The following is a 24,729-nucleotide window of genomic DNA, read 5'->3' as shown; positions in this document are numbered from 1 at the left end:
TGGGTGCCACCCCCCCGGGGCCACCCCGTGCTCGCCCGCTTTCTGGGCGTTTAGGGGGCCCCGTACGAACCCCCCCCCCCCCCCCCGGGGGGGGGGGGGGGGGGGGGGCGGCCGCGCTGGGGGTGCGGGTCAAGCCGGCAGGCCGGGGACGGCGGCGATGGTGACGGGGTGGCCCATGGTGGCGGTACGCCATGCGGCGAGGGCCTGGTAGACGGGGGAGTCGTACCAGCCGCGGGCGTCGGCCTCGGTGGGGAATTCGAGGATGGCGGTCTTGGTGTAGGCGGTCTCGCCTTCCAGACGGGCCGGGGCGTCGAAGGCGAGCAGGCGGCCCTGGTAGGGCTCCATGGTGGCGCCGACGTTGGCGAGGTAGTGGCCGAGGGCGGCGTCGGGGGTGTGGTCGGTGCGGGTGATGACGACGTAGTGCATGGCGTGACTCCTTGTGCCGGTCAGCGGGTGACAGGGGTGGCGGGGGCGACAGGGGTGAGAGGGGGTACGGCGGGTTTGGGCTGCCGGGCGGGGGCCTGGCCCGCGAACATGGCGCTCAGGGCCAGCAGCAGGCCGAGGAGTTGCCATCCGGTGAGGGTCTGGCCGAGGACGACGAGGCCGCCCGCGGTCGCTACGACCGGGTTGATCAGTCCAAGGAACGAGGCCGGGCCGGCGCCGAGGCGTTCGATGCCGCGAAACCAGAGGACGTACCCGAGCGCGGTGCTGAAGACTCCGAGATAGGCGAAGCCGGCCAGGTTGGTGGCGCTCAGGGCCGGCGGTGCGCCCTCGACGAAGCCGGCGAGCGGGACCAGGAGAGCGGAGCCGGCGAGGAGCTGCCAGGCCGTCAGGTCCAGCAGGGTGGCACCCTCCGGCCGCCCCCAGCGCCGGGTGAGGACGGTCCCCGTCGCCATCAGGGCGATCGCGCCGACCATCGCGGCGATCCCGACGCCGTCCAGCCGGGCGCCGCTCTTCAGCACCAGCAGGGCGACGCCGCCGACCCCGGCGAGTCCCGCGAGCAGCGCCCGCCGTCCGGGCCGTACGCCGAGCACGCCGATCGAGAGGCCGGCGACGAGCAGGGGCTGGATCGCGCCGATGGTGGCCGCAACGCCGCCGGGCAGGCGGTAGGCGCCGACGAAGGTGAGCGGGAAGAACAGCCCGATGTTGAGCATCCCGAGCACGGCCGCGCGCCCCCACCAGCGCCCCTTGGGCAGCTTGCGGCCGATCAGCAGCAGGAGCAGCCCGGCCGGGAGGGCGCGCAGGGCGGCGAGCAGCAGCGGACGGCCTTCGGGCAGGAGCTCTGTGGTGACCAGGTAGGTCGTGCCCCAGGCCGCCGGGGCGAGTGCCGCTGTGACGGCCACTCCTGCGCGTGTTCCCCTCATGACATCCCCCTCAACGTTGACTATCTGAACGTTGAGATGATTAGTACGCCCAAAGGTGAGTGAACGTCAAGTATGTGAATGTTAAGCTAGTTGCCGGCGGTCCGGCCCGGGCCGCGGGAAGCAGGGAGGCGACAGGACATGCAGCAGCGCGACACCGTCGACGACATCGTCGAGCAGTGGACCAGGACCCGCCCCGACCTCAACACCGAGGCCATCGGCCTGATCGGCCGGATGCGACGCCTCAACGTCCGCGTCGACGGCGCCCTGCGCGAGTACTTCAACTCCTGCGGCCTGGACTCCTCCGAGTTCGACGTCCTGGCCACCCTGCGCCGCTCCGGCGAACCCTACGAGCTCAACGCCCGCGCCCTCCTCAAGGCCGCCATGGTCACCTCCGGCGCCATCACCAACCGGGTCGACCGCCTGTCCGCCAAGGGCCTGGTCGAACGCAACCCCTGCCCCGACGACCGCCGCGCCGTCCTCATCCGCCTCACCCCGGCCGGCAAGGACCTCATCGACGCCGCCCTGGCCGGCCACGTCCGCAACGAGGAGCGCATCCTGGCCGGTCTCGACGCCGACGAGCGCGCCCAACTCGACGTCCTGCTCAGGAAACTCCTCATTGCCCACGGCGACACGGAGTCCCTGTCGGGCTGAGTGCGCGTGGCCGGAACTCAGACCTCGGCGATCAGCGCGTACCGTTCGTCGTCCACCGGACCGCCCCAGAGCTCCGGATCCCCGCTCAGTACCTCGACCCGCAGGCCGCGCGCCAACGGCCGCACGGCGGCGGCGAGTTCCGCCGCCCCCACCCCGCCGTTCCAGGGCAGCCGCTCGGCGCCCGAGACGTACGGAATGCCGGTGGTACGCCAGCGGCCCTCGACCAGCACCAGCCGCCCGCCGGGTCGTAGTCGGCCCACCCAATCGGCGAGCGCGGCACGGGGGGCGGACAGCGTCCACAGCAGGTGCCGGGCCAGCACGACGTCGAACGCGGCCTCGCCGGTCGGCGGCGAGGCCGCATCGCCGACCAGGAACCGCCCCGGCCGACCGGCCTCCGCCAGCTTCCGCTGGGCCCGCGCCACCATCCCGGGCGCCAGATCCACCCCGGTCACCCGATGCCCCGCCTCCGCGAGCAGCAACGACAACGACCCGGTGCCGCACCCGACATCCAACACATCGGCCGAGCCGGCCGGCACCCAGTCCGCGAGCCGCCGACGCCACGCGGCGCGCGTCGGCCCGGCCTGCAGCCCGTGATCGGGCTCATCGTCGAACGATGCGGCGGCGGCGTCCCAGTAGGCGCCGATGGCGTCGGGTTCGACCATGGTCAGAGCGCGCCGAACTCGCCGCTGCGGAGGGCGGAGAGGAAGGATTGCCAGGCGTCGGCAGGGAAGAGGAGTGCGGGGCCCTGGGGGTCCTTGGAGTCGCGCACGGGCATCAGGCCGGTCAAGTCGGGTGAAACCTCGACACAGTTGCCGCCGTTGTTGGAGTAGCTGGACTTGACCCACTGTGCGCTGGCCAGGTCGACGTGCATCATTCGTGTTCCTTTCGAACAGCGCGGATCATGCTGAGTGAAGCCGTCTTCGACAGGGACTCCACCTGCAGCTGATCGTAGTCACTTTCCCAAGCGGCGACCGCTTCGCGTCCCCGTTCGAGATGGCCCCGTGCCTGGGACTCCGCATAGCCGACCACGGATCGGTCCGGCAGCGTCAGCAGGACGATGGGCATCGTGAACGGGACGTGCTCCGCAAGACTGAACGGAGCTACCTGGATCGTCACGTTGGAGAGGCGGGCCAGCTTCTCCAAGTGGTCGAGCTGCGCGCGCATCACGTCATGGCCGCCGACGGGTCGAACCAGGCAGCTTTGATCCAGTACCGCGTGGACGACCGGAGCGGCCTTCTGTTCGAAGATCCGTTGACGGTTGGCGAGGAATTCCACCCGCTCTGCCGCCTGCTCTTCGGTGATGCTGCCTCGGAGGACGGCGGCAGCGGCCAGTGCGCTCGCGTACTCCTTGGTCTGGAAAAGACCTGGCATGACGCTCAGTTCAAAGGTGCGGAGCTTCCGGCATCGACCCTCGGCCTCGGCGAACTCGGGGAATCCCTCCAGGAGGCTGGCGCGCGAGTATCGGCGCCACAGCTCGTAGAAGGTGCCCCCGGTATCGAACACCTCGTCGGCTCTAACCGCGAAGTTATGGGTTACGGGCTTCTTCGCCCGTTCGACGTACGACACCATCCCATTCGAGTAGCCCATGCGCCGCCCGAGTTCGGTCTGCGACCACCCCATTGCCCGCCTCATCCTGCGGAGTTCTGCGCCGAATCGGGCGAGTGGCGATGCGGTCGCGTCAGGCTCGTTGAAGTCCATGACAGGTGACCCCCCTTAACCAGATGGAACCGTCAAGGTCAGACTCTGGCGATCGTAACTCCACCGCGGGCACCATGGCTACAGCTCGTGATGAATCAAGTGCGTAGAGCTATCAAGGAGCCCCCATGCCCGCATCCCTCTACCAACCCCAACTCGGCGAGATCGTCCACGACCTCGCCCACAAGGACGCCGTCGGCAACCCCGCCGAGGGTGTCTACATGGACACCCTCGGCGCCCTCGTCTACCTCCGCCTCGAGCGCGGTGGTTGCGAGTGGACCACCCGGCCCGAGCACGTCCGGCCGTCCGGCAGCCCCCGCCTCGTCCCCGTCCAGCACCCGAGCCGGCCGCGCACGCGCGACGCGGCGTGACAAGACGGAGCCACGGATGTTGAACCCCCTGTGCGTGCGCCCCCGGACCCACCATCAGGCTCTCGTCCTCAACGAGGCCGGGGAGATCCTGCTCGTCGAGACCGCGCGTCGGACCGCCCTCGCCCTCCCTGGTGGCGGCGCCGACCGGAGCGAGCCGCCGCACCTGGCCGCCCGTCGCCACCTCGAGGCCGCGAGCGGCCTCGTCCGCTCCCTGCACTGCATCCTCGTCGTGGACTACGTCGGGGCCCGCCCCTTCCACTTCGTGCATTGCGGTGGCCAAGTCGCCGCCGACCAGGTCGAATCGGTCGCCCGCCGCCGCGCGCTGCACTGGGTGGACGAGGAGCGGCTTCTGGACGTCGTTGCCCCTGACGAGCACCGCCGCATCTCCCACGCCCTCGCGTTTCAAGCGTGGGGTTCGATGCTCCCCGCCCTCGTGCATGGCATGCGGCCGTAGGGGGCCGGCGATCCGCGTGTCCATGACCTCCCCGGGCGCGTTGCAACGGTGGGAACCCGGAGCGGAGGAGAAGGCCGATGAAGGACAGGAGGCCCAGGGACATCGCCGTCGGGGACCAGTTGCGGGCGGCCGGTGCCGAGCGGCCCAGTGGCTCGCCGCGTCCGGGTGGGGGCCGTCGGTGACGGTCCCCTTGCGGAAGGCCGCCAAGTGGCAACAGGAGACCCGGGCCCGGATGCTGGCGTCGCAGGCGGACAAGTCCTGCACGTGGTGTGTCCACCTGCTCCACGGCGGCCCCCGGCCCGTCGTCGTCCACGCCGAACACCCGACCCACCTGGTCTGCCGTGTCTGCTCGATCGCCGCCCGCGCCCAGCGCACCTGCCTGGACTGCGGCGGGCCGGCCGGCTCCGAGTCCCCGGCGGACGGCCGCGAGGACGTGTGCATGGGCCCGGTGGCGATCTACACCCGCCTGCGCTGCGCCGCCTGCCACCGCCCCGACCCGCCGGCCGGCGCTTTCGGCAACGGCGCGTCCTGAGGGGCGCAGAGTGTGGGCGGGCGGCCTTTCCGATTGACTTCGGAACGTATTCCGAATTAGTGTCAAGTCATGTCGACTCCCACTGTGTCGTTCTCCGACCTGTCGAAGAACTCCAAGCGCGTCGCGGACAGCGTGGAGCGAGTCCAGCGCGTGCGTGTCACGCGCCGCGACGGGGAGGACCTGTACCTCACCACCGGGCGCCACGACCGCCAGCGCGAGGAGACCGCGGACGTCACCGCGCGCCTGTTCGCTGCGCTGATCGGCAGTGATGAGGGCACGCGGGCGGTACTCCTCGCCCTCCCCGCCGTCTTCCCCTGGGCCCGGCACCTGTCGGCTGAGGAGGTGCGTGAGTTCGTTGTCGACCTCGTCGGCGCGACTCGCGATGCCGTGGAGCTGGACGTGCACGCCAGCCTGCACCGGGTGATAGTGGAATGGCGTGCCACCGCGAGAGTGCTTGCGGATCCGGAGTTGGCGGCAGAGCTCTCCAGGCCCCTTCCCGGCGATGATCACGGCGAGGTGGTGGAGCCGTGAGCCCGAAGCGCGGTGATGATGTCGCGCCCCCACCCGTCGGTGAGGAGTGGCGGCTGCGATTCGGCACGACGGAGGCTGCCAAGGGGTGGGGGCAGCTGTGCGCGGAGGCGGCCGGGAACGCCCGTCGCTGTTTCGAGGCGCTCCGGGTGAACCCGCTGTCCATGAGGGATCCGGATCGGCAGCATCGATTGCGGGGCCGTCTGGCGACCCGCGTGTTCGGGGGCGTCGAGCTGCCGCAGTGGGAGTACGAGGTGACCGCCGGCGGGCGAGTGCGGTACGTGGTGGACGAGGTGGCCCGCGTCGTCCACCTCGTCTACGCCTCGCCTCGGCATCCTCAGGACACCGAAGCGTAGCGGGTCGGCGGCCCTCAGGCCGTGCAGGACTGGGCGGTGGCTCCCGCAGGCGGCGGGCGATGCTCGACCAGCCCGAGCCGGAGCCGTCGTTGAGGGCGATTACGTCTCCGCAGCCGCCCGGTGAGCGGCCGCGGCGGAGGCGAAGGAGGTGGCCAGCGACGGCGTTCCGGCCCAGTGCAGGTGCAGGTACGAGGCGTGGACGTTGCCGTCCGTGAAGCCCTCGGTGCGCGGCCCGGTGGGCAGTCGCCAGCCCCAGGCGGGGAGTTTGCCCGCGCCCGGTTCACAGACCGTCCGGTGGAACTCGTGGCCGCGCAGCCGGGTGCCGGCCCGGGCGAGCGGGGAGTCGTGCAGGGCGACGGCCTCCCGGTAGCCGAGGGTGAGCCGCTCGGTCATCCGGGCGCCGGTGTCCAGCACGCCGCACATCGGCAGGCCGTCCAACTCCCGCCCCAGGTAGAGCAGTCCGGCACACTCGGCGGCGATCGGGCCGCCGCCGGCGGCGAACGCCGCGATGGCCCCGCGCAGCGCGGCGTTGCCGCTCAACTCCCGGACGTACAGCTCGGGGAAGCCGCCGCCGATCACCAGGCCGGACGTGCCCGCCGGCAGGGCCGAGGCGTGCAGCGGGTCGAACGGGACCACCTCCGCGCCCGCGGCGGTGAGCAGTTCGGCGTTCTCGGCGTACGAGAAGGAGAAGGCGGCGCCGCCTGCCACCGCGATCCGCGGGGTGCCGGACACCGGGTCGACCTCGGCCGAGGCGTCCCACGGTTCGGCGTCCAGCTCCGGTGCCGTCCGGGCGAGTTCGAGCAGGGCGTCCAGGTCGACCGAGGCGGCGACGAGTTCCCCCATATCGGCGACGGCCTTGAGGGCCTCCGCCGAGCGCTCCACGGCCGGGATCAGCCCGAGGTGGCGGGACGGCGTGGCGACTGCCGTCGAGCGGCGCAGCGCCCCCAGCACGGGCACGCCCGAGCCCTCCTCCAGGGCCTCGCGCAGGAGGTGCTCGTGCCGGTCGGAGGCGACCCGGTTGAGGATCACCCCGGCCAGCCGCACCTCCGGGTCCCAGGAGGCGAAGCCGTGCACCAGCGCGGCCACCGACCGGGACTGCGAGGAGCCGTCCACGACCAGCACCACGGGCGCCTTCAGCAGCTTGGCGACGTGCGCGGTGGAGGCCAGCTCGCCGCGCCCGGACGCCCCGTCGAACAGGCCCATGACGCCCTCGACCACCGCGACGTCCGCCCCCGCCGCGCCGTGCAGGAACAGCGGGGCGATCCGCTCCGGCCCGCACAGGAAGGCGTCCAGGTTGCGGCCCGGGCGCCCGGCGGCGAGCGCGTGGTAGCCCGGGTCGATGTAGTCGGGGCCGACCTTGTGCGGCGACACCGCCAGCCCGCGTGCGGCGAGCGCCGCGATCAGGCCGGTGGCGACGGTGGTCTTGCCGGCGCCGGAGGAGGGCGCGGCGACGACGAGGCGGGGGACGGCTCTCGGGCGGGGGACGGTGCTCGGACCGGGGACGGTGCTCAACGGCCTACCACTCGATACCGCGCTGGCCCTTGCGGCCGGCGTCCATGGGGTGCCTGATCTTGGTCATCTCGGTGACCAGGTCGGCGAATTCGGTCAGCGGCTCGGGGGCGTACCGGCCGGTGATGACGACGTGCTGGCTGCCCGGACGGTCCTTGAGCACCGCCAGCACCTCCTCGACGTCGATCCAGCCCCAGTGCATCGGGTAGGTGAACTCGTCGAGCACGTAGAAGCGGTAGGACTCGGCGGCCAGGTCGCGCTTGACCTGCTCCCAGCCCTCCTTGGCCGCCTCCTCGCTGCTCTCGATGTCGCGCTGCACCCAGGACCAGCCCTCGCCCATCTTGTGCCAGGCGACCGTCCCGCCCTCGCCGGAGGCACCGAGTACGCGCAGCGCGTTCTCCTCGCCGACCTTCCACTTGGCGGACTTCACGAACTGGAACACCCCGATCGGCCAGCCCTGGTTCCAGGCCCGCAGCGCCATGCCGAACGCGGCGGTGGACTTGCCCTTGCCGGGGCCGGTGTGCACGGCGGTGATCGGCAGCGTACGGCGCTGGCGGGTCGTCAGGCCGTCGGCGGGGACGTTCTCGGGCACTCCCTTGGGCATGGCGCTCAGGCCGCCTTTCGCATCGTCGAGGGTCGGTTCTCGCGGACGAGCGAGGCGACGCCCTCGGGGCGCAGCTCGTCCAAGCTGACGGCGGTGCCGCCGAGCAGTCCGGCCAGGGTACGGGCCAGGCCGAGACGGACCGGGCCGGACTCGCAGTCCAGCACCACGCTCGCCGTGCCCTGCGCCGCGAACAGCGCGGCCGCGCGCTGGGATCGGGCGAGCGCGTCACGCCCGCCGGTGGCTCGGCCGTCGGTCACCACGACCAGCAGCGGGCGGCGGCTCGGGTCGCGCAGCCGCTCGACCCGCAGCACCTCGTGCGCGCGCAGCAGCCCGGCGGCCAGCGGGGTCCGCCCCCCGGTGGGCAGCGACTCCAGCCGGGCCGCGCCGACCTCCACGGACGAGGTCGGCGGCAGCGCCAGTTCGGCGTCCGCGCCCCGGAAGGTGATCATGCCGATCTTGTCGCGCCGCTGGTAGGCGTCCATCAGCAGCGACAGCACGGCGCCCTTGACGGCGGTCATTCGCTGCCGGGCGGCCATCGAGCCGGAGGCGTCGACGACGAACAGCACCAGGTTGGACTCCCGCCCCTGGCGGACCTGTTCGCGGAAGTCGTCCTTGTGCAGCACCAGCGCCCGGCCGGTCCGCCCGCGTGCCGCCTGGTGCGGTGCGGCGGCCTGCAGGGTGGCGGTCAGGTGCAGCCGGCTGAGCGTGCCCTGCGGGCGCCGGGCGCGCACGGTGTGCCCGCCGGAGGTCTCGGCGGGGGAGCGGCGGCCCTGGGCGCCGTGGCCGGTGCCCTGCACGGTGAACAGCCTGGTCCGGTACGGATCGCCGGCCGCGACCGGCGCCGACTCCCGGGCGGGGGCGGGGTGTTGGGCCGGTACGGGCTGCTGGGCCGGCTGCTCGGTGTCGGTGGCGGCGGACGCCTCCGGCCCGGCGTCCGAGGGCTCGGGGGCCCCGCCGCCGTCCGGGCCGCCGCCGGGGCCGCCGTCCGGGCCGGGACCGTCGTCCTCGGGCCCGTCGCCGTCGCCCTCGGTCTGACCCTCGCCGCCGCCCTCGCCCTCGGGCTCGCCCGCGTCGTCCGCCGGCTGCGCGTGCTCCTCCAGCGTCCGGTCCAGCTGTTCCTCGTCCAGCCCCGGCGCGTCGAAGGGGTTGCGGCGCCGCCGGTGCGGCAGCGCCAGCCGGGCGGCCTTGCGGACGTCCTCCTCCAGCACCTCGGTCCGCCCGTCCCAGGCGGCGAGCGCGACGGCGGTGCGGGCCATCACGATGTCGGCGCGCAGTCCGTCCACCTCGAACGCGGCGCACACCGCAGTGATCTGACGCAGCGCCACATCATTCAGCTCCACCTTGGGCAGCAACTCCCGGGCGGCGGTGATGCGTTCGGCGAGCGCCCGCTCGTCCTCGGCGAACCGCGCGGCGAAGCCGGCCGGGTCGGCGTCGTAGGCGAGCCGGCGGCGGACCACCTCGGCGCGCTCGACCGGGTCCCGGGTGGCGGCGATCTCGACGGTCAGGCCGAACCGGTCGAGCAGCTGCGGCCGCAGCTCGCCCTCCTCCGGGTTCATGGTGCCGACCAGCAGGAAGCGGGCCGCGTGCCGCACCGACACGCCCTCGCGCTCGACGTAGGAGCGGCCCATCGCGGCGGCGTCCAGCAGCAGGTCCACCACGTGGTCCTGGAGCAGGTTCACCTCGTCGATGTAGAGCACGCCGCGGTGCGCCTTGGCGAGCAGCCCCGGCTCGTACGCCTTGACGCCCTCGGCCAGCGCCCGCTCCAGGTCGAGCGAGCCGACGATCCGGTCCTCGGCCACGCCGACCGGCAACTCGACCAGCTCGGACGGTCGTCGGTGCGAGCCGGCGTCGAGGTGCGGGCCGTCCGGGCACTGCGGGTCCGGAGCCGACGGGTCGCAGGCGAAGCGGCAGCCGTCGACGGCCGCGAGGGACGGCAGCAGGCCGGCCAGCGCGCGCACCATGGTCGACTTCGCGGTGCCCTTCTCCCCGCGCACCAGCACGCCGCCCACGGCCGGGGAGACCGCGTTGAGCAGCAGCCCGAGTCGTAGGTCGGCCATGCCGACGATCGCGGTGAACGGATAGCGGACGTCACTCATGCATACTCCCCAGGTGCCCCGGGCGCCAGGAACGGCAGCGATCCGGCCGCCGGCACCCCGCCCTCGATCAGCTTCCACAGCGCGTCGGTGTCCGCGTGCTCCTCGATCAGGTCGCCCAGCCGGTCCAGCCGGGCCTCGCGCGCCTCGGCGAACGAGGTGTCCGGCGCCGGCACGAACGCCCGGCCCGCCAACTCGGCGACCTCGCGCAGGAGTTCACGGCGGAACCCGTCGTTCTCCAGCGCGCCGTGCCAGGTCGTGCCCCACACCGAGCCCACCCGGCAGCCGTCCAGGAAGGGTTGGCCCCCCTCGACCGCCACCACCCCGTGGTGGATCTCGTACCCCACGACCCGCTGCCCGTACGCCTCGCCGACCGGCCGCGCCAGCACCTTCTCGGCGCCGAACCGCACGTTCGTCGGCAGCAGTCCCAGGCCCTCGACGGAGCCGGCCTTGGACTCCACCTCGTCCTCGATCGAGCGGGCCAGCATCTGGTAGCCGCCGCACACCCCGAGGATCGGCAGCCCGGCCGCCGCCCGCGCCCTCAGCGCCGGTTCCAGGCCGCGCTCGCGCAGCCAGGCCAGGTCGGCCACGGTGGCCCGGGTGCCGGGCAGCACCACCAGGTCGGCGTCGGCCAACTCCTCCGGCCGGGTCGCCCAGCGCACCAGCACGCCCGGCTCCTGCGCCAGCGCGTCCAGGTCGGTGAAGTTCGACAGCCGGGGGAAGCGCACCACGGCCACCCGCAGCACGTCCGCGCCCAGCGGCCCGCGCCCTTCGGTGCGGTCCACCACGGTCGTCAGATCGAGCGAGTCCTCGGCGTCCAGCCACAGGCCCGGCAGCATCGGCAGCGTGCCCAGCACCGGGCGGCCGGTCAGCCCGTGCAGCATCTCCAGGCCGGGCGCCAGCAGCCGGGCGTCGCCGCGGAACTTGTTGACGAACCAGCCCGCCACATGCCGCTGGTCCTCCGCCGACAGCAGCGCCAGCGTCCCGTACATCGCGGCGAAGACGCCGCCGCGGTCGATGTCCCCGACCACCACCACCGGCAGCCCGGCGGCCGTGGCCAGGCCCATGTTGGCGATGTCCCGGTCCCGCAGGTTGATCTCGGCGGGTGAGCCGGCGCCCTCGCACACCACCACGTCGTAGCGGCTGCGCAGATCCGCCAGGCACTCCAGCGCCCGCTCCAGCAGGACGGGCTTGCGCTCGCGGTAGTCCAGCGCGCCCACCTCGGCGACCGGCCGACCCAGCAGCACCACCTGGCTGCGGCCGTCCGCGCCCGGCTTCAGCAGCACCGGGTTCATCGCCGCCTCCGGCTCCACCCGGGCCGCCTGCGCCTGCATCGCCTGCGCCCGGCCGATCTCGGCGCCGTCGGCGGTGACGAAGGAGTTCAGCGACATGTTCTGCGCCTTGAACGGCGCGACCGAGACCCCCTGACGGGCCAACCAGCGGCAGATGCCCGCGGTCACCACGCTCTTGCCCGCGTCCGAGGTCGTCCCGGCGACCAGCAGCGCGTTGCTCATGCCGTCCCCCTCCTTCTCGAAGCCGTCCGTGGCCTCGAAGCCGCCAACGACCGGATCGCCAGATGCCCCGCGACCGTCGTACCCAGGGCCAGCACGCCCACCCGCCGGGAGAGCGCGCAGGCCCGCTCGATGTCGTCCACCGTCACCGGCCGCAGCTCCGCGCCCAGCACCGGCCGGTGCTCCACCCGCTCGCCGTACCGCAGGGTCCCGCCCAGCCGGACGCCCACCGCTCCCGCGAAGGCCGCCTCCGCCTGGCCCGCGTTCGGGCTCGGATGCGCCGAGCCGTCCCGCCGCCAGACCCGCCAGGCCGTCCGCGGCTCCGGCGCGGCGGCCACCGTCAGCAGCGCCGTCAGCCGGGCGCCCGGCCAGCCCGCCAGGTCGTCCAGCCGGGCCGACGCCCAGCCGAACCGGGCGTACCGGGGCGAGCGGTGGCCCACCATCGCGTCCAGGGTGTTCACTGCGCGGAACGCCAGCAGCCCCGGCGTGCCCGCCAGCGCGCCCCAGGCCAGTGCGTTCACCACGGCGTCCGCCGTGTTCTCCGCCACCGACTCGACCACCGCCCGGGCGATCTGCGGCCCGTCCAGCGCGCTCGGATCCCGCCCGCACAGGTGCGGCAGCCGCTCCCGCGCGGCCGCCAGGTCGCCCGCGGCGAGCGAACGGCCGATGGTGCGCGCCTCCCTGGTCAGCGAGGTGCCGCCGAGCACCGTCCAGGTCGCGGCGGCCGTCAATGCGGCCCGGCCCAGTGGACGCCGGCCCACCGTACGGTCCAGGGCCACCGCGCCGGCGGTGACCGCGCCCACGCACAGCGCCGTGTACCCGGCGCCGGTCACCCGGTCGTCCCGCCACACCCGGCGCTCCAGCCGGGTCGCCGCAGCGCCGAAGGCGGCCACCGGGTGGCCGCGCCGGGGATCGCCGAAGCGGGTGTCGGCGGCGTAGCCCGCGACGGCGCCCAGCGCGAACGCGGCGGCGCGGGTCAGCGGGCGCACGACGGGTGCGAAAGTATCGGCAGGCGCGACAGGTTCGGCGGAAGGCCGCGTGGGGTCCGGCGGGGCGGGGCAGCCTGCATCGCGTGCGTGTCCTCACTCAGGGTCCGCGCCCTGGATCGACGTAGCGGGGGCGAGAGTCTCCTGGCTTCCGGGTCGAACGCACCCCCGGGCCTTCCAGCGGCTTCTGACGGCCCGCCGTGGCAAAAATCCGAGCGTGCTCCCCGGTGACAGTGGCGGGACCGCGCCGGACTCGCACCGGCTTCCTCTGCATGCCTCCGTTTGGCCCCAGGATCCCATCACGCGGCCGAACCGGGCGTCAACCGAGGTCACGGAGGGGTTGGTCACACGCGCGCCCCGTCGCTACCTCCGATCAGGCCGCCCGCAGGGGCATGACCCCCTGGGCGATCGTCCAGCGGCCCGAAGGGGCCTCCGGGGCCGCTTCGTGCGTTCGGCGGCTGGGGTCCGTCACGCCCCGCCCCTACCGTTCGTTCCCGTGCGACGCAGACAGCCCCCCCGCCGGATCGGCACCCGCTTCCCCGTCCCGTTCCCGCCCGCACCGCTGTAACCCGGACGGCCCAGTCCGGTGGCCGCCCGCGAGGCCCCTCGATGAACTGGTGTACGAACACCGTCCGGTCCGAGACCAGCAGAGCGGGGAGCGATATGCGTTGGGGAACCGCGGCCGCCGTGGCGGCCGCCGCCGTCGGCGCCGGGGCCGCCGTCCTGGTGATAGGCCGCCGGGCCTCCGAACGGATGGTCCACCCGGCGAGCGCCGTCCAGGAGTCCGGCCCGGTCCGCGTGCAGAGCCTCGCCGCCGGCCGGGTCACCTTCACCCGCAGTCCCGAGAGCCTGCGCCCCGGCCGCTGGGCCGTCGAATGGGACGACCACGGCCACGCCGTCGTCGAGGACGTCCTGCACGGCGACGAGCACGGTGTCACCCGCCGCCTGGTCCGCGCCGACCGGGGCGCCCTCGTCCCCGGCACCGAGGTCCGCTTCACCCCCCGCGTCCATCTCGGCGACCCCACCGAGGCGCTCGGCCTCCCGTTCACCGACACCGCCGCCGACGGCGAACTCGGCGCCCTCCCCGCCTGGCGCCTGGACGGCAAGCGCGGTGTCTGGGTGATCCTGATCCACGGCCCCGGTGCCGACCGCCGGCAGACCCTCCCGGTCCTCCCCGTCCTGGACCGTCTCGGGCTTCCCGTCCTCGCCGTCACCTACCGCGGCGACCAGGGCGCCCCCGCCTCTCCGGACGGGCTCGGCCACTTCGGCGAGACCGAGTGGCGCGACATCGAGTCGGCGGTCCGGCTCGCGCTCGACAGCGGCGCCGGCCGGGTCATCCTGTACGGCTGGTCCCTCGGCGCGACCATGGCCCTCCAGACCGCCGCCCGCTCCGCCTGGGCCCACGCCGTCAGCGGCCTGGTGCTGGACTCGCCGGTCCTCGACCTGCCCGCCACCGCCCGCCGCGGCGCCGCCCGGGCCGGCTACACCGGCGCCGCCGCCGCACTCGGCGTCCTCGCCGCCGAGGGCCGCACCGGCGTCGACCTCGCCGACTTCTCCCGCATCGCCGCAGGCGCCGACCTGCGCGTGCCCACCCTCCTCCTGCACAGCCCGGACGACGAGCTCGCCCCCTACGGCGCCGCGGAGCGCCTCGCCGCCGCCCGCCCCGGCGTGGTCAGCCTCCAGCCCTTCCCCGGTGCCGGCCACGCCACCCTGTGGAACTCCGCCCCCACCCGCTACACCGAACTCCTCCGCCGCTGGCTCACCCCCTTGCTCTGATTCCGCCCCCCCGCGAGTCGGCACCCGTTTCGGGATGCCGGGTACGGCCTCTCCACCCACCCGATGCGCACGCAACGTGACCGCGTGAACGGGTAGCGCGACCGGCGTTCCGGGCGTCCGGCCGTCCTGACATGACCCCGCCACCTGTTTCCGGCCAGGCGGTTTGCCTCTGTTGCCCGATCTTGGGGAGGTGCCGTCGACGGCAGCCCGTCCGTACGGCCAAGCGGATGTGACAGAAGGCCGGTACAAGGGGAAGACTGCTCGACGTGACGTCTCGGAATCCGCGCGACCGTGATGCCCCGCTCCCGCCGACGATCGGTACCGGTGCGACGGTGACCCGTCTCCCTGGTACAGCCCATCGACCCGCCGCAGGCAGGCCGGGCGGGGCCGGGGTACCCCGCCGACGAGGGCCCGCTCCGGCGCCCGGTCGAGGGCGGGTTCCCATGCCGGACGGCTTCCCGGCGCCTGCCGAGCTGGCACCGCTGGCCCGCCGGATGCTGGTGGACGCCGTCCGGATCGCCCGCTGGGCCGGGGAACTGGAGGAGGTCGACAAGCGGGGCGAGCTGCTGCCGGAGGACGCCCGTGCGGCGGGCCGGGCGCTGGCCATGACGGTCGCCGCCGCCGCCAAGGCGTGGGGGCAGGCACTGCTGGTCGGCCTGGTCGAGGCCCGGGACGGGGGGGCCGGCCCGGGTTGGCGCCTGCACGCCTGGGAGCACGACGACGAGGCCGTGATCCGCGGCTGGTCGGCGCTGTTCGACGCCTGGACGCTGCTGGCCCCGGTGCCGCCCGCCGCCCTGCGCGGCGTGTTCGCGGTGCTGGCCGGGCAGGCGGTGGACCAGGCGCCGCAGCTGCTGTCCTTCCTGCACCTGGTGGCCGGCCCGGTCTCGGACAACGAACTGCTGGAGCTGCTGCGCCGAGGCCTGGACGAGCGCCGGGTGGGCGGCGCCGACGGTTCGGGCCTGTCGCCCGTGCCGCACGCCGCCTCGGCGGTGTCGGCGGTCCGCGGGACCTGCCGCGAGCCGCAGATCGACACCCCGCCCTCGCCCTCGGACGTGGCCGCCGTCCTGGACTGGATGCTGGACGGCCTGGCGGCCGTCGGCGCGGTGGTGCGCAGGAACGACGCCGCCGAGCTGTCGCCGCTGGGCCACTGGGCGGTCCGCGCGAAGCTTGAGGAGATCTGCACGGTCGCGCAGACCGCGGCCGGCCACATCGAGCAGAGCGCCTTCGAGCTGCTGAACGCCTGCGCGGACTACTCGCCGGGCCCGGCCCGGGCCGAGTTCCGCGCCTGGGTGGCGGCCCGCCCGGCGGACCGGGCGGTCGCGGAGCTGCTGGACGCGGCCCAGGGGGACGACGCGCTGGTGCGCGGACTGGCCTTCGAGGCGCTGCGGGTGGCCGGCGGCCCGGCGGAGCAGGCGGTGCGGGCGGCGGTGGACGAGCCGGTGCTGCGCCCGTACGCGCTGCTGTGGCTGGCGGAGCGCTCGGACGAGGGCGTCTCCCCGGCGGATGTGCTGGGCGCGGAGGACGCGGCCTGGCTGTGGGTGGACACCGCGGCCGCGGTGCTGGACCACGGGGAGACCGAACTGCTGGTGGGCCACGTCGAGGGCGCCTCGGCCGGCGATCCGGTGCGGCTGTTCGCCCGGGCCCGGCAGTCGGGGCACCCGCGGGCGGCCTCGGTGCTGACGGCGGTCTCGGGCGTGCACCCGGATCCGGGCGTGGCGCGGGCGGCCCGCCGTTCGGCGTTCAGCGTCCACACCGGCGGCGCGTAGGCCCTAGCCGCCCAGGAACGCGGGAAGGGCCCGGATCCGCTACCGGATCCGGGCCCTTCCTCATGCGCTGTGCGATTCCGTACGGCTGGCAACGGCTCAGCCGAGGCGGGACTCCGCCCGCCGGGCGCGGACGTCGCCGACCTTCTGCCCGACCTTGCGCCGGATGACCAGCAGCGGGGCCATCGCGGCGAGCGTGATCTGGGCGACGGCGCCGACGTGCATCAGGGCGTCGCCGCCGGGCAGACCGGTGGCCCAGGCGGCCAGGCAGCCGATCGAGACGACGATCCAGCAGAGCGTCGCGGTGGCCAGCAGCCCCTGCGGCTTGGGGTACTCGATCCGGCTGACCATGAGGTACGCGGCGCCGAAGATGGCGACCAGACCGGGCAGGAACGGCGGGTCGAGCAGCACGATGGCGATGACCGTCATCGCGCCCATCGGGCAGGGCATGCCCTGGAACACCCCGGGCCGCATCTTGACGGCCGAGAAGCGGGCCAGCCGCAGGACGACCGCGAGCAGCACGGTCAGCGCGATGACCGCCGAGAGCTTGGTGTTGGAGCCCTGGGAGACCATGCCCCAGACCGCGACGAAGTAGGCCGGCGCGATGCCGAAGCTGATCAGGTCGGCCAGGTTGTCGAGTTCCGCTCCGAGGGCGGAGGAGCGGAGCTTGCGCGCCACCAGTCCGTCGAAGAGGTCGCACATCGAGCCGATGAGCAGCAGCGTGACCGCGGTCGCGGCGCTGTGCCGGTCCGGAGCGACGTCCGGGTTGGTGATGTGCGGGACGAGCACCCCGGTGGTGATCGAGTAGATCGCCAGGAAGCCGCAGACGGCGTTCCCCAGGGTCAGGAAGTCGGCGGTGGACAGGTGCTGGGGAGAGCGCGGGGCGCGCAGCTCGCGGTCACGTGCCCAGCGGCGGCGGCGCAGGGCCGTCTCCTCGTCGTCCAGGCCGACGATTGTCTCAGGATCAGTCACGGTCAAGGCGCGTCACCCCGGCTGTGGTCTTCTGGCCGACCTCGACGCCGACCTCGACGCCGGCCGGCAGGTAGGTGTCGACCCGGGAGCCGAACCGGATCAGGCCGATCCGGTCGCCCTGCTCGACCTTGGTACCGGCGTCGACGTACGGCACGATGCGGCGGGCGACGGCCCCCGCGATCTGCACCATCTCGATGTCGCCGAGCTCGGTGTCGAAGTGCCAGACGACCCGCTCGTTCTGGTCGCTGTCCTTGTTGAACGCGGGGACGAAGCCGCCCGCGACGTGCTCGACCGAGGTCACCGTGCCGGGCAGTGGCGCGCGGTTGACGTGGACGTTGAGCGGGCTCATGAAGATCGCGACCCGGGTGCGGCCGTCCGGCCAGGCGTCGATGCTCTGCACCACGCCGTCGGCGGGGGAGATCACTCTGCCCGTGCCGATCTCACGCTCGGGGTCGCGGAAGAACCACAGCATGCCCGCGCCGAGCGCACAGGCGGGTACCGCTGCCAGGGCCCACTTGCCGCTGCGCCGGGTGAGGGCGGTGGTCACGGCGGCCGTGGCGAGGGTGGGGACGAACCAGGGGGTGGCTCCGCGCGCGATGGTCACGCGGGGTCGCCGACCGGCCGTCGTGGCTGCGAGGGCATCGCGGTCCGTGACGGAGGTGTGAGGGGACGGGCTGATGGGCATCGAAGACCTTTGTCGCGGGGGATCATGGCCGCTGGACGGGGGCCACCGCGGGATCGGGTAATAGAGGGACGGCTTGCTGTCCCGGTGGATGCTATCGGGAGCACACGGTGGGTGGGCAACCCGCCTGCTCGTTCAGGTGTCCGGTGGCAGCGCGTATGCGCGTCCACCGCTACGACCGTAGCTCGACCCGGTCCGGTTCCCAAGGGACCCGACGGGGCTGGTGACACTTGTCTCAACAGGTGTGCCGACGGAACCCGGTGCGGGGGCGGGGCCGTTCGCGCGCTGCGGAGGGCGGCGGACACGGCCTGCCGAGGGTGTGCGGAAGCGGCCGCAGGGCGTGTCGTCGCAGCTGTACGCCCTGCGGCCGCTTCCGGAGGGCCGTGCCGGACCCCAGGCGGACCAGGCCGGGGTCGGGTCGGCACGGCAGGCTGCCGGGACGGGCCCGCACGCCCGTCGACCGGCGGTTCGGAGAGGTCGTCCGGCCGGCCCGGAGCGGTCCTGCGGCCGCTCGTCGAGCCGGGGTGACCTGGTGCTCAGTCCGCGATCCGGTACTCCTCCAGGAGCCGGCGTCCGACGATCATCTTCTGGATCTCCGCAGTTCCTTCACCGATGAGCAGCATCGGGGCCTCGCGGTAGAGCCGCTCGATCTCGTACTCCTTGGAGAAGCCGTAGCCGCCGTGGATGCGGAAGGCGTCCTCGACGACCTCCTTGCAGTACTCGGAGGCGAGGTACTTGGCCATGCCCGCCTCCAGGTCGTTGCGCTCCCCGCCGTCCTTCTTGCGGGCGGCCATGACCATCATCTGGTGGGCGGCCTCGACCTTGGTGGCCATCTCGGCGAGCTTGAACTGGATGGCCTGGTGCTCGGCGATCTTCTTGCCGAAGGTGGAGCGCTGCTGGGCGTAGGAGATGCCGAGCTCGAAGGCGCGGCGGGCGACGCCGCAGCCGCGGGCGGCGACGTTGACGCGGCCGACCTCGACGCCGTCCATCATCTGGTAGAAGCCGCGGCCCGGGACGCCGCCGAGGACGCGGTCGGCCGGGATCCGGACGTCCTGCAGCACCAGCTCGGTGGTGTCGACGCCCTTGTAGCCCATCTTCTCGATCTTCCCGGGCACGGTGAGGCCGGGCACGGTCGGGTTCGGGCCGAAGCCGGCCGTCTTCTCGATCAGAAAGGTGGTCATGTTCCGGTACGGGCTGTCGCCGCCCTCGTCGGTCTTGCACAGGACCGCGACGAGGGTGGAGGTGCCGCCGTTGGTGAGCCACATCTTCTGGCCGTTGAGGACGTAGGAATCGCCGTCCTTGACGCCCTTGGTGGAGATGGCCGCGACGTCGGAGCCGAGGCCGGGCTCGGACATCGAGAAGGCGCCGCGGATCTCGCCGGCGGCCATCCTCGGCAGGAAGTGGTCCTTCTGTTCCTGGGTGCCGTGGGCGTTGATCATGTGCGCCACGATGAAGTGGGTGTTCACGATGCCGGACACGCTCATCCAGCCGCGGGCGATCTCCTCGACCACCAGGGCGTAGGTGAGCAGCGATTCGCCGAGGCCGCCGTACTCCTCGGGGATGGTGAGCCCGAAGAGGCCGAGCTGCTTCATGCCCTCGACGATGGCGGTCGGGTACTCGTCCTTGTGCTCCAGCTCGGTCGCGACCGGAATGATCTCCTTGTCGACGAAATCCCGCACGGTGGCGAGGATGTCCCGCTGGATCTCGGTGAGGCCGTCGGTCTGTGCCAGGCGTCCCATCGTGCGGCTCCGAAAAAGTCTGAGGGTCGGGGGGGGGATTGCCGGGGGCCCTGCCGGCGTGGCTGCGGCAGCAGGGCCCCCGTTCCGGGTGGGGGTCGGCCGATGACGGCGGCCTGCCCCTCCGGGGTAACAGAGGGGTGGAGCGGATCAGGAGAGCGGGGTGGGGCGGCCGGGCTGCTCGCCGCCGCGCTCCTTGATGTACGTCTCGGTCGGCACCATCACCTTGCGGCGGAAGATGCAGACGACCGTGCCGTCCTGCTTGTACCCCTTGGTCTCGACGTGGACGATGCCGCGGTCGTCCTTGGACTTGGACGGCCACTTGTCGAGGACGGTGGTCTCGCCGTAGAGCGTGTCGCCGTGGAAGGTCGGCGCGATGTGCCGCAGCGACTCGATCTCCAGGTTGGCGATGGCCTTGCCGGAGACGTCCGGGACGGACATGCCCAGCAGCAGCGAGTAGATGTAGTTGCCCACCACGACGTTCCTGCCGAAGTCCGTCGTCCGCTCCGCATAGTTGGAGTCCAGGTGGAGCGGGTGGTGGTTCATGGTGAGCAGGCAGAAGAGGTGGTCGTCGTACTCGGTGACGGTCTTGCCGGGCCAGTGCTTGTAGACCGCGCCGACCTCGAACTCCTCGTAGGTGCGTCCGAACTGCATGGCTTCGGCCCTCAGCTTTCCGGGATCTCGAACTTGGTGGTGCGCTCCATGCCCGCGGCCCGGCCCTTGCCGGCGACGACCAGGGCCATCTTGCGGCTGGCCTCGTCGATCATCTCGTCGCCGAGCATCGCGGAGCCCTTGGCGCCGCCCGCCTCGGAGGTGCACCAGTCGTAGGCGTCGAGGATCAGCTCGGCGTGGTCGTAGTCCTCCTGCGAGGGCGAGAAGATCTCGTTCGCGGCGGCGACCTGGTCGGGGTGGAGCACCCACTTGCCGTCGAAGCCGAGGGCAGCCGAGCGGCCGGCCACCTCGCGGTAGCCCTCCTGGTTGCGGATCTGCAGGTACGGGCCGTCGATCGCCTGCAGGTCGTTGGCGCGGGCGGCCATCAGGATCCGCATCAGGATGTAGTGGTAGGCGTCGGCCGGGTAGCCGGGCGGCTGCTCGCCGACCACCAGGGACTTCATGTTGATCGAGGCCATGAAGTCGGCGGGGCCGAAGATGATGGTCTCCAGCCGGGGCGAGGCCTCGGCGATGGCGTCGACGTTGACCAGGCCCTTGGCGTTCTCGATCTGCGCCTCGATGCCGATCTTGCCGACCTCGAAGCCCATGGTCTTCTCGATCTGGGTGAGCAGCAGGTCGAGCGCCTTGACCTGCTCGGCGTCCTGGACCTTGGGCAGCATGATGCAGTCGAGGTTGGGGCCGGCGCCCTCGACGACGGTGATCACGTCGCGGTAGGTCCAGTGCGTGGTCCAGTCGTTGACCCGGACGGCGCGGGTCTTGCCGCCCCAGTCGCCGTTGTTGAGCGCGTCGACGACGAGGTGGCGGGCGCTCTCCTTGACCAGCGGGGCGCAGGCGTCCTCCAGGTCGAGGAAGACCTGGTCGGCGGGGAGGCCCTGGGCCTTCTCCAGGAAGCGCGGGTTGCTGCCGGGTACGGCGAGGCAGGAGCGGCGCGGGCGCAGGCGGTTCATGGTGCTCATGAGGGTTTTTCGGTTCCTTCCCAGTGGTCAGCTGGTGGGCGCGGGTGCGGGCGTCCAGGGCTGGAGCTTGTTGGCGAGCCGGATCTCGTCCACGATCCGGCCGATGATGGTCGTGATGCCGAAGTCCTTCGGGGTGAACACGGCGGCGACGCCGGCGGCCTTGAGGGCCTCGCCGTCCGCTGCCGGGATGATGCCACCCACGATCACCGGGACATCCTGCACCCCGGCCCGGCGCAGCCGCAGCAGAACGTCGGGTACCAGTTCGGAGTGGGCGCCGGAGAGGATCGACAGACCCACGCAGTGCACGTCCTCCGCGACGGCGGCGGAGACGATCTGCTCCGGCGTCAGCCGGATGCCCTGGTAGACCACTTCGAACCCGGCGTCGCGGGCCCGGACGGCGATCTGCTCGGCGCCGTTGGAGTGCCCGTCCAGGCCGGGCTTGCCGACCAGCAGGCGCAGCTTGCCGGCGCCCAGCTCCTCGGCGGTGGCGGCGACGGCGGCGCGCACCGCGGCCAGCTCCCCGCCGGGCTCGGCGGCCACCGCGACGGGTGCGCCGCCGACGCCGGTGGGCGCGCGGTACTCGCCGAAGACCTCGCGCAGGGCGAAGGACCACTCGCCGGTGGTGACGCCGGCCCGGGCGCAGGCGAGCGTGGCCGGCATCAGGTTGGCCTCGGTGGCCGCGGCGGCCTTGAGTTCGGCCAGCGAGGTCTGGGCGGCGGCCTCGTCGCGCTGTCCGCGCCAGGCCTCCAGGGCGGCGAGCACGGACTGTTCGGAGGCCGGGTCGACGACCATGATCGCGGTGTCGAGGTCGGCCGTGAGCGGGCTCTCCTCGGTGGTGTCGAAGCAGTTGACGCCGACGATCCGGTCCTCGCCGGACTCGATCCGGGCCCGGCGGGCGGCGTGCGAGGCGACCAGGTTGGACTTCAGGTAGCCGGACTCGACGGCGGGGATGATGCCTCGATTGCCTGCTTTGGCACCCATCTCCAGCACCTTGGCGATCTCCGCCTCGGCGCCGGCGAGCAGGTCGGCGGTCTTGGCCTCGACCACCTCGGAGCCGTTGAAGAGGTCGCCGTACTCCAGCAGGTCCGACTCGTAGGCCAGCACCTGCTGGATCCGCAGCGACCACTGCTGGTCCCAGGGCCGGGGCAGGCCCAGCGCCTCGTTCCAGGCGGGCAGTTGGACGGCGCGGGCGCGGGCGTCCTTGGAGAGGGTGACGGCCAGCATCTCCAGGACGATCCGCTGGACGTTGTTCTCCGGCTGGGCCTCGGTCAGGCCGAGGGAGTTGACCTGGACGCCGTAGCGGAAGCGGCGCTGCTTCGGGTCCTGGACGCCGTAGCGCTCCAGCGTGACCTTCTCCCACAGCTGGGCGAAGGCGCGCATCTTGCACATCTCCTCGACGAAGCGCACGCCGGCGTTCACGAAGAAGGAGATCCGGGCGACCACCTCGCCCATCCGCTCGGCCGGCACCTGGCCGGAGTCGCGGACGGCGTCGAGCACCGAGATGGCGGTGCACATCGCGTAGGCAATCTCCTGGACGGGCGTGGCCCCGGCCTCCTGCAGGTGGTAGCTGCAGATGTTGATCGGGTTCCACTTGGGGATGTGGCCGACGGTGTAGGCGATCATGTCGGTGATCAGGCGCACCGAGGGGCCGGGCGGGAAGACGTGCGTCCCGCGCGACAGGTACTCCTTGACGATGTCGTTCTGGGTGGTGCCGGTGAGCTTGGCGATGTCGGCGCCCTGCTCCTCGGCGACCACCTGGTAGAGCGCCAGCAGCCACATCGCGGTGGCGTTGATCGTCATGGAGGTGTTGGTCTGTTCGAGCGGGATGCCGTCGAACAGGGTGCGCATGTCGCCGACGTGGCCGACCGGGACGCCGACCCGGCCCACCTCGCCGCGGGCGAGGATGTGGTCGGAGTCGTAGCCGGTCTGGGTGGGCAGGTCGAAGGCGACGGAGAGGCCGGTCTGGCCCTTCGCCAGGTTCCGCCGGTAGAGCGCGTTGGAGTCGCTCGCGGTGGAGTGCCCGGCGTAGGTGCGCATCAGCCAGGGGCGGTCGCGCTGGACACGTTGGTCGGTCATCGGATCGGCCTCAGACGTTACGGAAGCGGTTGATGGCGTCGAGGTGCCGGGCCCGGAACTCCGCGTCGCGCACGCCCAGGCCCTCCTCGGGGGCCAGGCAGAGCACGCCGACCTTGCCCTGGTGCTTGTTGTGGTGCACGTCGAGGGCGGCCTGGCCGGTCTCCTCCAGGGAGTAGACCTTGGACAGGGTCGGGTGGATCCTGCCCTTGGCGATCAGGCGGTTGGCCTCGAAGGCCTCGCGGTAGTTGGCGAAGTGCGAGCCGACGATGCGCTTGAGCGACATCCACAGGTAGCGGTTGTCGTACTGGTGCATGAAGCCGGAGGTGGAGGCGCAGGTGACGATGGTGCCGCCCTTGCGGGTGACGTACACCGAGGCACCGAAGGTCTCCCGGCCCGGGTGCTCGAAGACGATGTCGACGTCCTCGCCGCCGGTGAACTCGCGGATCTTCGCGCCCAGGCGCTTCCACTCGCGTGGGTCCTGGGTGTGCTCGTCCTTCCAGAACCGGTAGCCCTCGGCGGAGCGGTCGATGATCGCCTCGGCGCCCATGGCGCGGCAGATCTCGGCCTTCTGGTCGTTGGAGACCACACAGATCGGGGTGGCGCCGCCGGCGAGCGCGTACTGGGTGGCGTACGAGCCGAGGCCGCCGCTGGCGCCCCAGATCAGCACGTTGTCGCCTTGCTTCATGCCGGCGCCGTTGCGCGAGACCAGCTGGCGGTAGGCGGTGGAGTTGACCAGGCCGGGGGAGGCGGCCTCCTCCCAGGTGAGGTGCTTCGGCTTGGGCAGCAGCTGGTTGGTCTTCACCAGGGCGAGCTGGGCCAGACCGCCGAAGTTGGTCTCGAAGCCCCAGATGCGCTGCTCCGGGTCCATCATCGTGTCGTCGTGGCCGTCCGGGGACTCCAGCTCCACCGAGAGGCAGTGCGCGACCACCTCGTCGCCCGGCTTCCAGGCGTTGACGCCGGCGCCGGTGCGCAGCACCACGCCCGCGAGGTCGGAGCCGACGACGTGGTACGGCAGGTCGTGGCGCTTGGTGAGCGGCGACAGCCGGCCGTAGCGCTCCAGGAAGGAGAAGGTGGAGACCGGCTCGAAGATCGAGCTCCAGACGGTGTTGTAGTTCACCGCGCTGGCCATGACGGCGACCAGGGCCTCGCCGGGGCCGAGCTCCGGCAGGGCGACCTCGTCGAGGTGAAGGGACTTGCGGGGGTCCTTGTCGCGGCTGTCGAGGCCCGCGAACATCTGCTCCTCGTCCTTGTGGAGCGTCACCGCTCGGTAGGACTCGGGCAGCTTGACGGCGGCGAAGTCCTCCGACGTGGCGTCGTTGCTGAGGATCGCGTCGAGGATTTCCTGCATGGCTGCCTCCGAAGGCGTACCTGTGTGAGGGCACAGGGCGTCTGGGGTAGCCGGGAGCGGACACCGGCTTCGCTGAGGTGGGTGGTGGTCGGTC

The 24,729-nt window shown here is 72.7% G+C and carries 25 protein-coding genes and 1 riboswitch; of the genes, 8 read left to right on the top strand and 17 right to left on the bottom strand.

Translation table 11 applies throughout. The annotated features are described in order from the left end of the window. Window positions 1-129: 129 nt before the first annotated feature. Both ACIOJE_RS23695 and ACIOJE_RS23690 read right to left on the bottom strand, forming a co-directional pair. Complete coding sequence (locus tag ACIOJE_RS23695) at window positions 130-426, bottom strand: DUF1330 domain-containing protein (RefSeq protein WP_400778584.1); 297 nt, start codon at window positions 424-426, stop codon at window positions 130-132. A 20-nt stretch (window positions 427-446) separates the two neighbouring features. Continuing rightward, window positions 447-1,364, bottom strand: a complete 918-nt coding sequence (locus ACIOJE_RS23690) for an EamA family transporter (RefSeq protein WP_400778582.1) — start codon at window positions 1,362-1,364, stop codon at window positions 447-449. A gap of 138 nt (window positions 1,365-1,502) precedes the next feature. Here ACIOJE_RS23690 and ACIOJE_RS23685 point away from each other — a divergent pair, with 138 nt between their 5' ends. Then, window positions 1,503-2,015, top strand: a complete 513-nt coding sequence (locus tag ACIOJE_RS23685; RefSeq protein ID WP_280678168.1) for a MarR family transcriptional regulator — start codon at window positions 1,503-1,505, stop codon at window positions 2,013-2,015. Window positions 2,016-2,032: 17 nt separating this feature from the next. Here the strand turns inward: ACIOJE_RS23685 and ACIOJE_RS23680 are convergent, their stop codons facing one another. The 3 genes from ACIOJE_RS23680 to ACIOJE_RS23670 are packed head-to-tail and all read right to left on the bottom strand — an operon-like array spanning window position 2,033 to window position 3,713. Beyond that, window positions 2,033-2,677: a class I SAM-dependent methyltransferase gene (locus ACIOJE_RS23680; protein ID WP_280678170.1), complete on the bottom strand. Its 645-nt coding sequence runs from the start codon at window positions 2,675-2,677 to the stop codon at window positions 2,033-2,035. A gap of 2 nt (window positions 2,678-2,679) precedes the next feature. Next, window positions 2,680-2,889 carry a DUF397 domain-containing protein gene (locus tag ACIOJE_RS23675; RefSeq protein ID WP_400778578.1) on the bottom strand — a complete coding sequence of 70 codons (210 nt, stop codon included), beginning with the start codon at window positions 2,887-2,889 and terminating at the stop codon, window positions 2,680-2,682. Further along, on the bottom strand, window positions 2,886-3,713 hold the full coding sequence (locus ACIOJE_RS23670; RefSeq protein ID WP_400778575.1) for a helix-turn-helix domain-containing protein: 828 nt from the start codon (window positions 3,711-3,713) through the stop codon (window positions 2,886-2,888). Before ACIOJE_RS23670 ends, ACIOJE_RS23675 begins: the two co-directional genes overlap by 4 nt. Window positions 3,714-3,838: 125 nt before the next feature. On the opposite strand from ACIOJE_RS23670, the gene ACIOJE_RS23665 reads away from it, so the two are divergent. The 5 genes from ACIOJE_RS23665 (at window position 3,839) to ACIOJE_RS23645 (ending at window position 5,951) form a co-directional block, all read left to right on the top strand. After that, window positions 3,839-4,081 carry a hypothetical protein gene (locus ACIOJE_RS23665; RefSeq protein ID WP_280678176.1) on the top strand — a complete coding sequence of 81 codons (243 nt, stop codon included), beginning with the start codon at window positions 3,839-3,841 and terminating at the stop codon, window positions 4,079-4,081. 16 nt (window positions 4,082-4,097) lie between these two features. Continuing rightward, entirely contained in the window at window positions 4,098-4,535 is a 438-nt protein-coding gene (locus ACIOJE_RS23660; RefSeq protein ID WP_400778572.1) for an NUDIX domain-containing protein, read from the top strand. A 178-nt stretch (window positions 4,536-4,713) separates the two neighbouring features. Beyond that, entirely contained in the window at window positions 4,714-5,067 is a 354-nt protein-coding gene (locus ACIOJE_RS23655; RefSeq protein ID WP_400778569.1) for a hypothetical protein, read from the top strand. A 69-nt stretch (window positions 5,068-5,136) separates the two neighbouring features. Further along, window positions 5,137-5,598, top strand: coding sequence for a prevent-host-death family protein (locus ACIOJE_RS23650; protein ID WP_280678182.1), 462 nt, complete (start codon window positions 5,137-5,139; stop codon window positions 5,596-5,598). Continuing rightward, entirely contained in the window at window positions 5,595-5,951 is a 357-nt protein-coding gene (locus ACIOJE_RS23645; RefSeq protein ID WP_400778566.1) for a hypothetical protein, read from the top strand. The genes ACIOJE_RS23650 and ACIOJE_RS23645 overlap by 4 nt, the downstream gene beginning before the upstream one ends. A gap of 99 nt (window positions 5,952-6,050) precedes the next feature. Here ACIOJE_RS23645 and ACIOJE_RS23640 read toward each other — a convergent pair whose 3' ends face one another. Genes ACIOJE_RS23640 through ACIOJE_RS23620 form a run of 5 tightly spaced genes read right to left on the bottom strand, consistent with a single transcriptional unit; the run spans window position 6,051 to window position 12,657 of the window. Further along, window positions 6,051-7,463 (bottom strand): cobyrinate a,c-diamide synthase, encoded by a 1,413-nt coding sequence (locus ACIOJE_RS23640; RefSeq protein WP_400778565.1) that lies wholly within the window; start codon window positions 7,461-7,463, stop codon window positions 6,051-6,053. Window positions 7,464-7,467: 4 nt separating this feature from the next. Next, window positions 7,468-8,064: a cob(I)yrinic acid a,c-diamide adenosyltransferase gene (cobO, locus tag ACIOJE_RS23635; protein ID WP_280678189.1), complete on the bottom strand. Its 597-nt coding sequence runs from the start codon at window positions 8,062-8,064 to the stop codon at window positions 7,468-7,470. Window positions 8,065-8,069: 5 nt separating this feature from the next. Then, window positions 8,070-10,160 (bottom strand): putative cobaltochelatase, encoded by a 2,091-nt coding sequence (locus ACIOJE_RS23630; RefSeq protein ID WP_400778562.1) that lies wholly within the window; start codon window positions 10,158-10,160, stop codon window positions 8,070-8,072. Then, window positions 10,157-11,671 carry a cobyric acid synthase gene (locus ACIOJE_RS23625; protein WP_280678193.1) on the bottom strand — a complete coding sequence of 505 codons (1,515 nt, stop codon included), beginning with the start codon at window positions 11,669-11,671 and terminating at the stop codon, window positions 10,157-10,159. Before ACIOJE_RS23625 ends, ACIOJE_RS23630 begins: the two co-directional genes overlap by 4 nt. Beyond that, window positions 11,668-12,657 (bottom strand): cobalamin biosynthesis protein, encoded by a 990-nt coding sequence (locus ACIOJE_RS23620; protein ID WP_400778559.1) that lies wholly within the window; start codon window positions 12,655-12,657, stop codon window positions 11,668-11,670. Before ACIOJE_RS23620 ends, ACIOJE_RS23625 begins: the two co-directional genes overlap by 4 nt. 134 nt (window positions 12,658-12,791) lie before the next feature. Next, window positions 12,792-12,924: riboswitch (cobalamin riboswitch) on the bottom strand. A gap of 393 nt (window positions 12,925-13,317) precedes the next feature. Here ACIOJE_RS23620 and ACIOJE_RS23615 point away from each other — a divergent pair. After that, window positions 13,318-14,430 carry an alpha/beta hydrolase family protein gene (locus ACIOJE_RS23615; RefSeq protein WP_400778556.1) on the top strand — a complete coding sequence of 371 codons (1,113 nt, stop codon included), beginning with the start codon at window positions 13,318-13,320 and terminating at the stop codon, window positions 14,428-14,430. A 443-nt stretch (window positions 14,431-14,873) separates the two neighbouring features. Further along, window positions 14,874-16,196 carry a hypothetical protein gene (locus ACIOJE_RS23610; protein WP_400778553.1) on the top strand — a complete coding sequence of 441 codons (1,323 nt, stop codon included), beginning with the start codon at window positions 14,874-14,876 and terminating at the stop codon, window positions 16,194-16,196. A 96-nt stretch (window positions 16,197-16,292) separates the two neighbouring features. Here ACIOJE_RS23610 and ACIOJE_RS23605 read toward each other — a convergent pair whose 3' ends face one another. From ACIOJE_RS23605 to ccrA, 7 genes are all read right to left on the bottom strand, one after another. Beyond that, on the bottom strand, window positions 16,293-17,171 hold the full coding sequence (locus tag ACIOJE_RS23605) for a CDP-alcohol phosphatidyltransferase family protein (protein ID WP_400778550.1): 879 nt from the start codon (window positions 17,169-17,171) through the stop codon (window positions 16,293-16,295). Continuing rightward, window positions 17,158-17,850, bottom strand: coding sequence for a phosphatidylserine decarboxylase (locus ACIOJE_RS23600; protein WP_280678199.1), 693 nt, complete (start codon window positions 17,848-17,850; stop codon window positions 17,158-17,160). Before ACIOJE_RS23600 ends, ACIOJE_RS23605 begins: the two co-directional genes overlap by 14 nt. 533 nt (window positions 17,851-18,383) lie before the next feature. Continuing rightward, entirely contained in the window at window positions 18,384-19,586 is a 1,203-nt protein-coding gene (locus ACIOJE_RS23595; protein ID WP_280678201.1) for an acyl-CoA dehydrogenase family protein, read from the bottom strand. A 147-nt stretch (window positions 19,587-19,733) separates the two neighbouring features. Further along, the gene (locus ACIOJE_RS23590) at window positions 19,734-20,237 is read right to left on the bottom strand and encodes a MaoC family dehydratase (RefSeq protein WP_280678203.1); all 504 of its coding nucleotides are present in this window, start codon (window positions 20,235-20,237) and stop codon (window positions 19,734-19,736) included. 11 nt (window positions 20,238-20,248) lie between these two features. Continuing rightward, on the bottom strand, window positions 20,249-21,202 hold the full coding sequence (locus ACIOJE_RS23585) for a CoA ester lyase (protein ID WP_280678340.1): 954 nt from the start codon (window positions 21,200-21,202) through the stop codon (window positions 20,249-20,251). 36 nt (window positions 21,203-21,238) lie between these two features. Next, window positions 21,239-23,287, bottom strand: coding sequence for a protein meaA (locus ACIOJE_RS23580; protein ID WP_280678205.1), 2,049 nt, complete (start codon window positions 23,285-23,287; stop codon window positions 21,239-21,241). A 10-nt stretch (window positions 23,288-23,297) separates the two neighbouring features. Next, window positions 23,298-24,635 carry a crotonyl-CoA carboxylase/reductase gene (gene ccrA, locus ACIOJE_RS23575; RefSeq protein ID WP_280678207.1) on the bottom strand — a complete coding sequence of 446 codons (1,338 nt, stop codon included), beginning with the start codon at window positions 24,633-24,635 and terminating at the stop codon, window positions 23,298-23,300. Window positions 24,636-24,729 lie beyond the last annotated feature (94 nt).

It is taken from the genome of Kitasatospora sp. NPDC087861 (assembly GCF_044742585.1).
In the GTDB taxonomy this organism is placed as follows: Bacteria; Actinomycetota; Actinomycetes; order Streptomycetales; family Streptomycetaceae; genus Kitasatospora.
The sequence above is the reverse complement of the archived record's forward strand: the minus strand, read 5'-3'. Positions and strand labels throughout refer to the sequence as shown.